The organism is Caldalkalibacillus uzonensis (assembly GCF_030814135.1).
GTDB classification, from domain to species: domain Bacteria; phylum Bacillota; class Bacilli; order Caldalkalibacillales; family Caldalkalibacillaceae; genus Caldalkalibacillus; species Caldalkalibacillus uzonensis.
Window position 1 is genome coordinate 29,478 of record NZ_JAUSUQ010000010.1, and the last position, 11,934, is coordinate 41,411.

Here is an 11,934-nt window from a genome sequence, read left to right on the forward strand (position 1 = left end):
AAACTCATGAAGGTGATACACTCCCCCCGTTTTGGCCAGTTGCACTATGAAGAGGAGCAAGTGATTACTTTTCCTCAAGGGTTACCAGGATTTGAAACATTTACCCGCTATGTGCTTCTGCCGCTGGATGAACAGGATGAGCAGCCGTTTTATTTTCTACAGTCTGTTGAGGAAGGGGATTTGAGCTTTTTGGTGCTTAATCCGCTCCGTTTTTTCCCGGACTATGAGGTCGAATTGAGTGACGCGGTGGTGGATAAGCTCCAGATAGAAAAGCCCGAGGATGTTTCTCTGTTTACTACGGTGACTGTGAGAGGTGCCCTTGAGGAGGCGACCACCAACCTGAAAGCGCCGCTGGTCATTAATGTACCCAAGCGACTGGGCAAGCAAGTGGTGGTGGAGAACAAGGATTATCTGATCAAGCAGCCCTTGTTCGTTTCGCACAATGAACAGGTCAGTGTGGGACAGAAGGGGTGATGACGGGTGCTTGTCTTGTCACGTAAAAAAGGAGAATCCATTATCATTGATGATCAAATTGAAGTCAAAGTGGTCGCTGTGGAAGGGGATGTGGTCAAGCTGGGCATTGAAGCGCCAAAATCGGTCTCTATTCACCGCCAGGAAGTATACCGGGCCATTCAGGAGGAGAATCAGGCCGCCCGTATGGCAGATTTTGATCCGGAGTGGTTGAGGGCAAAGTTATCCCGCAGCAGAGGAAAATAAATGGGTGACTTTCCTAGTTGAGGAATGAGATAATATATATCAGTTCAAGATGAATAATTTGATCTGATCTTCCTGCTTTTTGCTCGGATATAGAGGAAAACAGTAGACTCTGTGATGCACACCACCTTGACTTAAGTTGATAAGCGATTGCAGACAGGTTGTCAACTTAGTGTCCAGCATTGAAGCGCCACCTGTGGAGCATCAGTCCCAGATGGCTTTTTTTAATCCTCGATGAAAATGTCCTCTAGCTTTATGGTGAGATCAGGCAGAGCTTTAACAGGTACTTCATCTTCCTTGCTATAAAAAACGGGTCCTTCATATTGGCCTTGATCATTAAGCAGATAGACCATCACAATGTGGTCAATGGGCTACACGACCCAGTACTCTTTCACCCCATGTTGTTCATAAAGTTTCCGCTTGCGGATGTAATCGTTGGCAGCTGTGCTGGGTGAAGTAACTTCAATGATCAAGTCAGGAGCTCCTTTCACTCCCCTGTCGTCCAGTTTGGCCGGGCCATAAACGACCACGATATCAGGTTGAACGACATTGGTGATGTGCGCATCCTTCTCATCTTGATTGTTCGCCAGACGAACGTCAAGGGGTACGGTATAGACCCGGCAGGGATGTTTACGCAGGGCTTGATACAGTGTAGCAGATAACGCCATTACAACCTCTTGATGTTGACGGGAAGGTGAAGGGACCATCAGGTAAGGTACGCCGTTGATCAGCTCGAGGCGCTCATCATCCGCCCAGTTCAGGTAATCGCATAGGTATAGGTTTGGTCAAATTTCTTAAGATCAAATGAACCGCTCATGGCCAGCGCCTCCTACAACACGATAAAATATCACGAAAGCGTGATTTCTTTTATTATACCACTCTGGACCTCAATTATTTTCTTTATAAAAGTATCATCTTTTTTCTATTTTCCCCTCTCAAAATAAGATAGCTCCCCGTATAGATAAGTGAAGTCAACCTCCATTAATAAGTAGCGCCAGAGAAGTGTAAGTGAGGTGAGACAGGATTGAAAGATGGCGCCAAAATATTGGGGATACCCTTACTTTTGGTAATCCTCCTCTTGGTCAGTGGATGTGGCCAAACAGAACTAGCACAGCAACCGTTAAATCATCCTGATGAAGGGACTGCTGGCAGCTCAACTCAAACCCAAGACATCTTATATGAAAACTCAGAAGTTGGGATTAAAGTCTATCAACTTCCGGGATGGGAAGTGGGCAAGGAAGGGGAAGCGGATACTTTTAACGTCACCTTTCACCGGGACAATCTTAAAGCTATTATCACTTTAGTGTCTTCTGACCTGTCCTTGGAGGAAATAAAACAAACATTAGTCACAGGGGCCGGTCCTGTTGAAATCTTAGAGGAAACAGATACATATCTCGCTTTGCAGTCTAAGAGGAAAGAGCCGGTAAGAACAGATATTTATATTGAACAACAGGAAGAGCAGACCGTGATCTATACTTTTATGACTCCGGCAGAAGCCTATGCGGAGAATCAGCCTTATATGGAAAGCTTTAAGCAAAATGTAGCTGTCAACTAAGACCTTGAAAATACCACAAGATCATTTAAAAATTCACAGGAGGGAAACAGGGTATGAAAAAAATGTTTGTTGGCCTTGTAGCTGGAGCTTTTTTGGTGGCCGGAACAGCGTTTGCCGAAGAAGATCATCCGGAAATTGTCAGTCCTGAGTCTGAATTGTATGACACCGTAAGAATGATAGAAGATTATGAATATGAATTGACAGAGGATTATGGGGAAAGGGCCCTTATCCAAGATGAGTTTGCGGACAAACGTTTAGCTGAGGCTGAAGAGATGCTGGAAGAAGGAAATGAAGAAGCAGTAGAAGAACTCTTGGAAGATTATCATGAGCATCTCGAGGAAATAGAGAATAACTTGGAAGAAGGCAAAGAGAACGGGGAAGATCTGTCTGACATCGAAGCCCTGGTGGCTGAGAAGTCAGCTCAACGGAGTGAAAATCTGAAAGCTTTGTTAGAACGGGATGACCTTCCGGAAACTGCTAAAGCAGGCATTGCCAAAGCCTTAGAAAATCAGGAACAAGCAATGCAACGCTTTAAAGAGGCCATGCAAAAAGCAGCCCAAGCCAGGAACAAGGGTGACCAATCAGAGGACTTGGAAGATAGTGTCCAAGCCCCTGAAACAGCCCAAATAAATACAGAAAAACAGAATCAGGGTGAGCAACAGCGGACAGCAGGTCTTGAACAAGCTAAACAAGCAAGGGAACAAGCTAAACAGAAAGCTGCTCAGGCACAGCAAGAAGCACAGGAAAGAGCGAAACAAGCGCAAGAACGCAAAAATCAAGGGCCTTCTGGCAGAGGTAAAGGGAATGATGAACCTGTCCAGCAGGAAGAGCAGTCTGAAGCTCATGAACAGCCCGACTCTCCAAATGGGGAAACAGACCAAGCTGACAAGGAAAATGGTGACAACAAAAACAAAAAGCCAGACACCCCCGGCAAGCCAGACACTCCCGGACGTCCGTAATCAAGACACAGTTAGATACTGGAGTTATAAACTTGCTGGCAACTCCCATTGCACAATGGGAGTTGTCGCATGTCATGACAGAAATGAGGCCAGTTGTCGGGTGCCGGATACAGGAGAGACGCTCCATGAACGCTATTGACTTGCAAACATCTATCACAGCGGCACAACGAGGAGACGATACCGTCCGTGAAACATTGATCCGCCGTTACCAGCCGTTTATTTTAAATACAGTGGGTCATATTTGCCAGCGTTATGTGACCTGGAATGATGAAGAGGCCAGCATCGGACTGCTGGCTTTTAACCGTGCGATAGAGACGTATCAGCCCTCCGCTGGAAGAACATTTCTTAACTACGCCTATTTGTTGATCAAAAGGGATTTGATCGACTATTACCGCCGGGAAAACAAAAAGCAACACATCCCATTTGATAGAGATACAGAATATGACGCTGAGGAGCCGCTTTATCTAAAAGAACACGCTGTTCAATCCTACCATCAGGATTTACAGTCTGCAGAATTAGTGGAGGAGATTATAGAGTTTGAACATCAACTAGCCCGGTTTAACATCGCTTTTGAGGAATTGGAACGTGTTGCTCCCCAACACCGGGACACCCGGGAGCGCCTGTTTCAAATGGCCGACGATTTTGTGCGGGACGAAGAGCTGGTTCGGCACTTGTTTGAGAAAAAGCGCTTGCCTGTCTCCTTGTTTACCAAGCGAACTGGTTACCACCCTAGAACCATTGAACGGCATCGCAAGTATTTGATTACCTTAATTGTACTCAAATCAAATCCGCAGTGGGTGCATCTCTCCCAGTTTATCAACAGGCCCGCTGGAAATGGGGGATCATCATGAACCGAAAACAAATAAAAGGCATTGTAGTGAAGGTAACGGATACCCATACGGTGATCCTGTGTGAGGATGGGACGTTTAAAAATATCCACCGTGCAACCACAGATCCTGTTCCTTTATTGGGGCAGCCTTTCTCATATACGGAAAAACGGCGCTCATCTTTCAGATGGATCCCCCTCGCCGCTGTTGTTGCAGTGCTATTGTTGGCCGTTGTGGCCTATAGCCTGCTCCCCTTTGGTTTGCACCAACCGGCCTATATTGTCGCCGTTGATATTAACCCCAGTATGGAGATATATGCCACACAGGATTTAGAAGTGGTTGATGTTCATCCTTTGAACGACGATGCAGAACAGATCGTACATGAATTGGATTGGCAAGGGCAATCAGTCCTCCATATGATTCAGCAAGTAGTTGAGGTGTCGATTGAAAAAAGATATCTTCATGCCCAGGAAGAGGCACTGGTAACAGTGAGTGTTATAAACGAACAAGACGAGACCTTTTCAGCAGATGATCTTGATATCACCAGTGAAATAGAATCTATTGTGAAATTGCTGTTTGAAGAACATCACCTAACCGGAATGGTATCTGTCATGGAAGCAACTCCTGCTATTTACGAAGAAGCTAAACAGCTGAACTTGTCTGTTAATCAGTACAGAGTGTATGAACAGTTGTTAGCTAAAGGGCTGGTCCAACATCCTGACCAAATCAGAGACAAGTCGGTGGCTGAACTGATCTGGATGGAAAAAGAGCGCTATGAAAAAGATGTTCATAATAAAGATATACAGCATCAAAATCAAAAACGCAAAAATCAACAACCGCCTGATAAAAAATCTGGCCAGTTTCCAAGCAGGCCTGATCAAGATCAAATCAGACCAGATGTCCCTGCCCACGATATAAGAGATAAACAGGAAAGCTTGCCGTCTGGACCAAAGGACCGGCTCAAAGAACAAAGCCCGTCACCGGGACAGGATAATGGAAGCAGTCGTTCCCCTGCCCCAGTGCAGAATCAACCACCGAAAGCTGAACCGAAGAATGAAAGCAGCAATCAGGGAAAGCAGGAAAACAACAGATCTGATCAAAGGGAACAGCGGGTACAACATGTTCCAGAGAAACCTGATAAAAACGACCAATCCCCTCCGCCCAAGGAACCCAAAGAAGAGATGCCAGACGAAGGGCAAGATAACAACAGACCGTCAACTCCCGAACTAAATAAAACTGAATGATTGAGCGGTCCTAGAACGTTACATTTCTTTTATCTCCCATTAAGCGGGAATTTCAAGCCTAAAAAATCCTTAAAAACTATTAAACCTCCTTGAACTTGAGCCGATATAGTAAATAGAAAGCCCAAGTCACGCTGGCCAGCAACCGGGCTTTCTCCACAGGGACGTGGAGAAAATAACATTCAAGGAGGAAGATAGGATATGATTATCAACAACAATATTCCTGCGTTAAACACGCACCGCATGCTGACAAACAACAACTTGGCTGCTCAAAAGGCCATGGAAAAATTGTCGTCCGGTTTGCGTATTAACCGTGCCGGAGACGATGCAGCTGGTTTGGCCATCTCTGAAAAAATGCGCGCTCAAATCCGTGGTTTGAACCAAGCGACTCGTAATGCTCAAGATGGAATTTCTTTGATTCAAACGGCTGAGGGTGCACTTAACGAAACGCACAGTATTCTACAAAGAATGAGAGAATTAACTGTACAAGCAGCGAACGAAACTAATACAGAAGATGATCGAGCTGCTCTTCAAGCAGAGATGGATGAATTAATCAAAGAGATTGATAGAATTGCTCAACAAACTGAATTCAATACTGAAACATTACTTGATGGACAAGGTGGACATAGCGGAGACGGTTCCTTTGTATTCCAAATCGGAGCTAATGAGTCGCAAACAATAACATTGCAAATTAACGACATGCAAGCAGCAGCACTAGGTGTAGATATTGTTGACATTAGTTCTGGAGCTGCTGATTTCGATGCTGCACTTACAGCCATTGATGGAGCTATTAAATCCGTTTCCGATGAAAGAGCAAACCTAGGGGCAATTCAAAACCGCTTAGAACACACAATTAACAACCTTGGTACAGCTGCTGAAAACTTGCAAGCAGCTGAATCACGAATTAGGGATGCTGATATGGCCCGCGAAATCATGGAATTTACTCGTGCAAACATCCTGTCTCAAGCATCTCAAGCGATGTTGGCTCAATCAAATCAACTGCCCCAGTCTGTGTTGCAACTTTTGGGGTAGTGATTTGAAGGGCGTCTAACCTGGAAACGGGTTAGAGGATGACTGGGTGAATTGCTGGGACCCCCTTAGAGCCTTCGCTGCGACAACGTAGCCGGAAACGGCAAGCGTGACCGCTTAAAAAATGCGAAGGATTGGGCAACCAGCAGCCAAGCTCCTGTACCGCAAGGATGGAGAAGGTCCAACGACTAATAAGCTAATTGCCTATAGGAGGGAGAATTCCCATTCTAAAACTGAGTAAAAAAGAAATCAATTATGCACTATTTGGCTTAGTTTTGGGTGATGGGTCGTATAGAAAAGGGATTATCAAAGTCTCTTACAGTAATAAACAACGATTTTATGTCGAATGGCTAGAAGGTCTGTGTAAAGCATTAGGTTTAAAACACACAGCTTCATATGAATTTTACACTAAAACCACTTTTGGAAAGAGACTTTATTCCCACATTAATATTTGGGTGCCGGATAGGCGGCATTTTGAGAAATATAATCGTGTTTACAACAATAGCGGGAGAAAAATTCCGTCCAAATACGTTTTAAGGCGGATAAACCCATTAGGTTTATTGTTATGGTATTTGGATGATGGGCAATTGCACGTTTCCTTTAAGGGGACAAAAGCAAAACGCTTTGCCTATTTAAATACACAGTCTTTTACACTGGCAGAAAATAAGCGTATTCAGCAGATGTTTAAAGAAAGATTTGATATCGATCTTTCAATTCATACAGATAACTCCGGATTCTCAAATCACAAGGGAAAAATTTACTACAGGTTATATTTTAATGCGACAAACTTTAGAAAGTTTTATGATATCGTCAGACCCTATCTTCATTTGATTCCTGAGGAATTCTCTTATAAGTTTAATATGCAATATCGACCCAATCGCCTAAAAACAAGTGCTGAATATGCTGCTTCAAAATACAATGGCAATTAGCGTAGAGTAGAGCTGCTAAAGCTCGAAGCGCCCAGCCCCTAACAGGTCAAGCTGAGGGTGAAGATATAGTCTGCGCAATGGTCGAAAGACATTGAGGCACGGCAAGCCAATCAATTACCTCAATCGGTACTGCAATTGCTTGGTTAATCAACATAAGAGAAAGTGGTCATCGATCAGAGATGGCCACTTTTTCTTAGTTCCCGCAGTCAGTATGTACGCTTGAGCCGGCAGGCAATTTCCCTATCAGTGAGTCCACTTTTTTATACATGGTGATCTGTTCAATCTCCTCAGCAGAATAGACTTTTTGTCGTTCACTGGAAGAAGAGAGGACTTGATATCCCGGATACTTTGCTTGCAATTTTGTTTTTTCGTGTGCCAACCGCCACGCCCAGTTTGTTTTATAATACATAGTTGGGCAATGTATTGTAACGGGCTGTATGTTCTTAAGAGACCTGATGCTGTTTGGACTCCTGGAAAAAGAGTTTAAACCCTGCTTCGAGAAACTGCACCCCAAATTTTACTTTTATCCAGAGTTTTTTCATGATTTTATAAACTTGAACATGCCAGAACGGCTCAAAGTGGAAGCCAAAATAGCAGATATGTATAGGAATCCACAGGTATTGAGCAATACCCGCCCCTATCCAGTAGAGACACCAACAGATGCCGTGCGAGAATTTCCTTTTTCCAAGAAGGGGCGCATCTATTATATTCCAGGCGAGCCCCGGGGCTATCAATGCGGGATTATCCGCCTGAGCCGGACAGAACGGGAGCAGAAAAGGGTGATCGCTTGGCTGCAGCTGAATTTATGGTCTTTCAGGCACTGGGCATCGGTTTTGAATTTGTAACTGGCATGTTTGCTGAAGCGCTTATGCCCGACCCCTACAGGTATTTTCATAGTGGCTATTTTTCAAGATGAATGAGAATGTATGTTTGATTTATATAAACCCTTATGTTCATATCATTGGTGATGATCATGATACGGTTTCCTTTTTGATCCAGTGTTTCTATCAGAAGCATAGAATGATGCATTTGATAAGTCACCGCATTCTCTAAAGTACGATCGCTTCTCTGAAGATAGTTGAATCTGGATGCACAGTGACCACCTAATCAATTGAGGAAGTCATTGAACGTGAAAACAAAGGATCTGTTGGAACTGGTAGAACTGGGGTTGTTTAAAGAGATCAAACGAGCGAAAAGTATGTTTTTATATGAGGGAATGAAGGGATAATTGGATAAAGGTTAGGAAATCGACCCACTCCCCTGCTCCCCCTTGTGCATACCCTACCAATATAATCCTGACAAGGGAGGAATTCATGATGCCTGGCAAGAAACTTTCACCTGCTAAGCACCCGCCTAAACGACACTTTGCACCCGCCATCGGGATCAAGCATCCCCGACAGCTAACATTCAAACCTGCCTATCCCCAGCACGCAAATCCTGTGAGCTTCCCTCTTTTTCCCGGCTGGTGGCTGTCTAGCTTATTCAATCCCTTTTTCCCTATGGGCCCCTCGTTCATGTTCGGACCGTTTTTCCCACCTGGTCCGGCTGGTTTGTGGCCTGGGCCCCATATTCCCCCATATCCGACTAAGTCACCATGGTAAGGTGCTAAAAAACTAAAAGTGTTAAATACCTGCCTCCTCCGATATATATAAAGTAAGGAAACTATCGGTAAAGGAGGCTTTTTCAAAGGAGTTGAATCGGAGTTTGTGTTTTAAACTGTATGTAGAACTTTGACGATAAACGTTTTGAACCAAGTTAAGGGTGGAACTTTTTATCAATGGTGGAGATGGTCTTCAAAAAGAAGATCCAATCTTCTCATCCCAACCAAAATAAAAAAAATTAGAGGGAGAGGATTTTGTATGAAAAATGCAGGCCTTGCTTCGGTTCTATCATTTTTCTTTGCTGGATTAGGTCAATTCTACAATGGCCACTTTGGTAAGGGCGTGGCCTTTATTGTTGTCCAAGCTGTCAATATATTATTGATGTTTTTATTAATTGGATTTATTACCTATCCCATTGTATGGATTTGGGGTATATACGATGCTTATAAGTCCGCTGAACGAATTAATGCAGAACAAAGGGCGTAAAGTGTTCGTATTATGCTTATGAATCCGATCACTATGAGACCAACTGCTAAATCCTCGTATTCCAAAATTCCATTAAACACCTAACCGCCTCCTGCCGATATATTAAGTAAAGGACTATCGGTGAAGGAGGCTTTTTTCATGGGAATCGAACCTGTGGCATCGTCATCACTGCATCTGACCTCACAGCGTAAAGCTGAGAGTGATATCCGTTCCCAGCATCGGGAAGCATCCCAGCTACCAACTGAACAGCGGCTAAGTTCACCACAATTGGAACTGACCAAAGAGGACCTGGAAAAGAGGATCAAAGGCCTGAACGAGTTTATGCAACCGGCCTATAAATCCCTGCGTTTTGAACTGCATGAAGAATTGGACCGCTATTTCGTGCGCCTGATTGACCTGGAAACCCAAGAAGTGATTCGGGAAATTCCTCCGGAAAAATTGTTGGATATGTATGCTTCCATGCTGGAATATGTTGGGCTGATTGTGGATGAAAAAGTTTAACCTAAAAAGTAACTAACTGATAATTTAAAAGTTAAAAAATTAATTGAGCAAAAGGGTGTAAGAATCCAAAATGAACAGGAGGACAAAAAGATGCGCATTGCAGGTTTGGCCTCGGGTATGGATATTAATCAGATTGTCAATGATTTGATGCGGGCCGAGAGAATCCCGATGGACAAGCTATTCCAGCGGCGTGAATGGCTCAGTTGGCAGCGGGATGCCTATCGGGAAATGACTTTGGCCCTGCGTAACTTTAGGGACACTTATGCCAACATGCGTTTGCAATCCACGTTTATAGCCTTACAGGCCACCAGTTCAGATTCAAGCGGTTTAAAAGCGACGGCAACTGCTTCTGCTGTAGCCGGAACTTACACGGTTGACGTGTTACAGTTAGCCAAAGGGGCCGAAATACGTTCTGAGAATCGGGTAACAGACAATGAGGGCAATGTAGTTCAATCTTCAACCAAGATCTTTGAAGCTATGGGACGTGATTCCGAAGCGGACAGCTTTACCATCAAGGTGAGCGTAGAGAATGGCACAACGACTCGCACAGCTGAGATCATCATCACCAAAGATGACACCTTTGCCTCGTTGGCCCGTAAACTGTCACAGGCCTCGGTCACAGAGGACGGCAAAGAGGTCTCCTTGGGGCTGCAGGCATCCTTTGATAACACTCTGGGTCGTTTCTTCATCAGCACCCGTGATACAGGGGCAGATATGAAATTGACCATCGAAGATGGCGTGGATGGTGGTGGCAACTCTATTGAGTTTATCGATCGATACATCCTGGGTCGCACGGATGAGACTGCTTTTACGGGACAGGCAAGCGGTGAAGGGCAAAACGCACAGCTTAAATTTGATGACATTGATGACGTGATTGAAAGCTCAACCAACACCATCTCGGTGCGCGGCCTGACACTCACCTTGCATCAGACTGGGAATTATACCGTCTCGGTTCAGTCCAATCCGGATCAGGTCTTTGACCAGATTAAATCGTTTGTCGATGCCTATAATGAACTAATCGACATGATCAATGTAAGATTGAATGAACCCCGCTACCGGGATTATCCCCCGCTAACGGATGAACAGCGGGAAGCGTTATCAGAGACAGAAGCCAAGCGCTGGGATGAGCGGGCCCGAAGCGGATTGTTGCGCAACGATCCCATCTTGCGCCAGGTATTGGTTGATCTGCGTCAAGCGTGGACCAACCCGGTTGAGGGCATTCCTGCCGGACAACTGCGCCAACTGGCTGAAATCGGCATTACCACCACGTCCAACTGGCGGGATGGGGGCAAGCTGGAGATTAACGAAACCAAATTGCGCGAGGCGATCGCTGAGCGGCCTGATGAAGTGATGGCCTTATTCACCCAGGCCCCCCAAGAAGACGGTAATCGGGAACAAATGGGCATCGGGCGGCGCATTTATCAGGTGGTGGGTGACAGCATCAACCGCCTCAGAGACCGGGCTGGTTCTCCGGGCGTGACGGCAGCCGATCAAAGTGTGCTGGGCCGGCAACTGCGTGACGTGGAAGATCAGCTTGCCCGCTGGGAAGACCGTTTAGCACGCATAGAAGAGCGTTACTGGCGCCAGTTTACCGCCATGGAAAAAGCGATGCAGCAAATGAATGAACAAAGCATGTTCCTCTTAACCAACTTCTTTGGCATGCAAGGTTTTTAAAGGTGGCCTCTAAATGAAAAGACGCACAGAACTGCTGAAACAACTGTATGACCAAACCTGCCGCATCCGGGAGCAACTGCAGCAGATTAGTGGGGATATGAATGACAATGATCCGGCAACTATGGAACATTTGCTGTCCTGTATCGAGGAGCGGGGCAAAATCATAGCGGATTGTCAAAAACTCATCACAGAGGAGACACCTTCCTGGACAAATGAGGAGCGAGAACTGCTAACCCAATTGCAACATTGGGAACCGGAGCTCACCAGTCGGATGCAAGAGCTGTACCAGGCTTTTGGCCTCCAAATGAAAAAACTGCAACAAGGCAAACAGGCCTCACATAAATACCAGCAGCCCTATACGGCCTTATACTCAGACGGGACCTATATTGACAAGCGCAAGTAAGCAGCCTTGAAAGGA

The 11,934-nt window shown here is 45.2% G+C and carries 15 protein-coding genes; 13 read left to right on the forward strand and 2 right to left on the reverse strand.

The window, feature by feature from the left end; genetic code table 11:
- The first annotated feature begins 6 nt into the window (after positions 1–6).
- The gene (gene fliW, locus J2S00_RS13250; RefSeq protein WP_307340611.1) at positions 7–474 is read left to right on the forward strand and encodes a flagellar assembly protein FliW; all 468 of its coding nucleotides are present in this window, start codon (positions 7–9) and stop codon (positions 472–474) included.
- Between the two features lie 6 nt (positions 475–480).
- A complete protein-coding gene (csrA, locus tag J2S00_RS13255) occupies positions 481–717 on the forward strand; it encodes a carbon storage regulator CsrA (RefSeq protein ID WP_307340613.1) in 237 nt (78 codons plus the stop codon).
- A 368-nt stretch (positions 718–1,085) separates the two neighbouring features.
- On the opposite strand, the gene J2S00_RS13260 is transcribed toward csrA, so the two are convergent.
- Positions 1,086–1,421, reverse strand: a complete 336-nt coding sequence (locus J2S00_RS13260) for a Uma2 family endonuclease (RefSeq protein WP_307340615.1) — start codon at positions 1,419–1,421, stop codon at positions 1,086–1,088.
- A gap of 371 nt (positions 1,422–1,792) precedes the next feature.
- Here J2S00_RS13260 and J2S00_RS13265 point away from each other — a divergent pair, with 371 nt between their 5' ends.
- The 6 genes from J2S00_RS13265 to J2S00_RS13290 all read left to right on the forward strand — a co-directional run bounded on the left by J2S00_RS13265 (position 1,793) and on the right by J2S00_RS13290 (position 7,254).
- Positions 1,793–2,269, forward strand: a complete 477-nt coding sequence (locus J2S00_RS13265; protein WP_307340617.1) for a hypothetical protein — start codon at positions 1,793–1,795, stop codon at positions 2,267–2,269.
- A gap of 53 nt (positions 2,270–2,322) precedes the next feature.
- Entirely contained in the window at positions 2,323–3,228 is a 906-nt protein-coding gene (locus J2S00_RS13270; protein WP_307340620.1) for a DUF5667 domain-containing protein, read from the forward strand.
- Between the two features lie 74 nt (positions 3,229–3,302).
- Positions 3,303–4,079, forward strand: coding sequence for an RNA polymerase sigma-I factor (gene sigI / locus J2S00_RS13275; RefSeq protein WP_307340623.1), 777 nt, complete (start codon positions 3,303–3,305; stop codon positions 4,077–4,079).
- A complete protein-coding gene (locus J2S00_RS13280) occupies positions 4,076–5,299 on the forward strand; it encodes an anti-sigma-I factor RsgI family protein (protein ID WP_307340626.1) in 1,224 nt (407 codons plus the stop codon). Before sigI ends, J2S00_RS13280 begins: the two co-directional genes overlap by 4 nt.
- Before the next feature lie 198 nt (positions 5,300–5,497).
- Entirely contained in the window at positions 5,498–6,328 is an 831-nt protein-coding gene (gene hag, locus J2S00_RS13285; RefSeq protein ID WP_307340629.1) for a flagellin Hag, read from the forward strand.
- 197 nt (positions 6,329–6,525) lie between these two features.
- Positions 6,526–7,254 carry a hypothetical protein gene (locus J2S00_RS13290; RefSeq protein ID WP_307340631.1) on the forward strand — a complete coding sequence of 243 codons (729 nt, stop codon included), beginning with the start codon at positions 6,526–6,528 and terminating at the stop codon, positions 7,252–7,254.
- A gap of 193 nt (positions 7,255–7,447) precedes the next feature.
- Here the strand turns inward: J2S00_RS13290 and J2S00_RS13295 are convergent, their stop codons facing one another.
- A complete protein-coding gene (locus J2S00_RS13295) occupies positions 7,448–7,663 on the reverse strand; it encodes a hypothetical protein (protein WP_307340634.1) in 216 nt (71 codons plus the stop codon).
- A 46-nt stretch (positions 7,664–7,709) separates the two neighbouring features.
- On the opposite strand from J2S00_RS13295, the gene J2S00_RS13300 reads away from it, so the two are divergent.
- The 5 genes from J2S00_RS13300 to J2S00_RS13320 all read left to right on the forward strand — a co-directional run bounded on the left by J2S00_RS13300 (position 7,710) and on the right by J2S00_RS13320 (position 11,919).
- Positions 7,710–8,099: a hypothetical protein gene (locus tag J2S00_RS13300; RefSeq protein ID WP_307340637.1), complete on the forward strand. Its 390-nt coding sequence runs from the start codon at positions 7,710–7,712 to the stop codon at positions 8,097–8,099.
- A 1,014-nt stretch (positions 8,100–9,113) separates the two neighbouring features.
- Entirely contained in the window at positions 9,114–9,341 is a 228-nt protein-coding gene (locus tag J2S00_RS13305; protein ID WP_307340640.1) for a hypothetical protein, read from the forward strand.
- A 138-nt stretch (positions 9,342–9,479) separates the two neighbouring features.
- Positions 9,480–9,842: a flagellar protein FlaG gene (gene flaG / locus J2S00_RS13310; RefSeq protein ID WP_307340643.1), complete on the forward strand. Its 363-nt coding sequence runs from the start codon at positions 9,480–9,482 to the stop codon at positions 9,840–9,842.
- 90 nt (positions 9,843–9,932) lie between these two features.
- Positions 9,933–11,516 carry a flagellar hook-associated protein 2 gene (locus tag J2S00_RS13315; RefSeq protein WP_307340647.1) on the forward strand — a complete coding sequence of 528 codons (1,584 nt, stop codon included), beginning with the start codon at positions 9,933–9,935 and terminating at the stop codon, positions 11,514–11,516.
- 13 nt (positions 11,517–11,529) lie between these two features.
- On the forward strand, positions 11,530–11,919 hold the full coding sequence (locus tag J2S00_RS13320) for a hypothetical protein (RefSeq protein ID WP_307340651.1): 390 nt from the start codon (positions 11,530–11,532) through the stop codon (positions 11,917–11,919).
- Positions 11,920–11,934 lie beyond the last annotated feature (15 nt).

Bases quoted from the DNA above. Each gene is read 5' to 3' on its own strand.
- fliW (WP_307340611.1), top strand. From the start codon at position 7: ATGAAGGTGATACACTCCCCCCGTTTTGGCCAGTTGCACTATGAAGAG.
- J2S00_RS13260 (WP_307340615.1), bottom strand. From the start codon at position 1,421: ATGGTCCCTTCACCTTCCCGTCAACATCAAGAGGTTGTAATGGCGTTA.
- J2S00_RS13270 (WP_307340620.1), top strand. From the start codon at position 2,323: ATGAAAAAAATGTTTGTTGGCCTTGTAGCTGGAGCTTTTTTGGTGGCC.
- sigI (WP_307340623.1), top strand. From the start codon at position 3,303: ATGACAGAAATGAGGCCAGTTGTCGGGTGCCGGATACAGGAGAGACGC.
- J2S00_RS13280 (WP_307340626.1), top strand. From the start codon at position 4,076: ATGAACCGAAAACAAATAAAAGGCATTGTAGTGAAGGTAACGGATACC.
- hag (WP_307340629.1), top strand. From the start codon at position 5,498: ATGATTATCAACAACAATATTCCTGCGTTAAACACGCACCGCATGCTG.
- J2S00_RS13295 (WP_307340634.1), bottom strand. From the start codon at position 7,663: ATGTATTATAAAACAAACTGGGCGTGGCGGTTGGCACACGAAAAAACA.
- J2S00_RS13300 (WP_307340637.1), top strand. From the start codon at position 7,710: ATGCTGTTTGGACTCCTGGAAAAAGAGTTTAAACCCTGCTTCGAGAAA.
- J2S00_RS13305 (WP_307340640.1), top strand. From the start codon at position 9,114: ATGAAAAATGCAGGCCTTGCTTCGGTTCTATCATTTTTCTTTGCTGGA.
- flaG (WP_307340643.1), top strand. From the start codon at position 9,480: ATGGGAATCGAACCTGTGGCATCGTCATCACTGCATCTGACCTCACAG.
- J2S00_RS13315 (WP_307340647.1), top strand. From the start codon at position 9,933: ATGCGCATTGCAGGTTTGGCCTCGGGTATGGATATTAATCAGATTGTC.
- J2S00_RS13320 (WP_307340651.1), top strand. From the start codon at position 11,530: ATGAAAAGACGCACAGAACTGCTGAAACAACTGTATGACCAAACCTGC.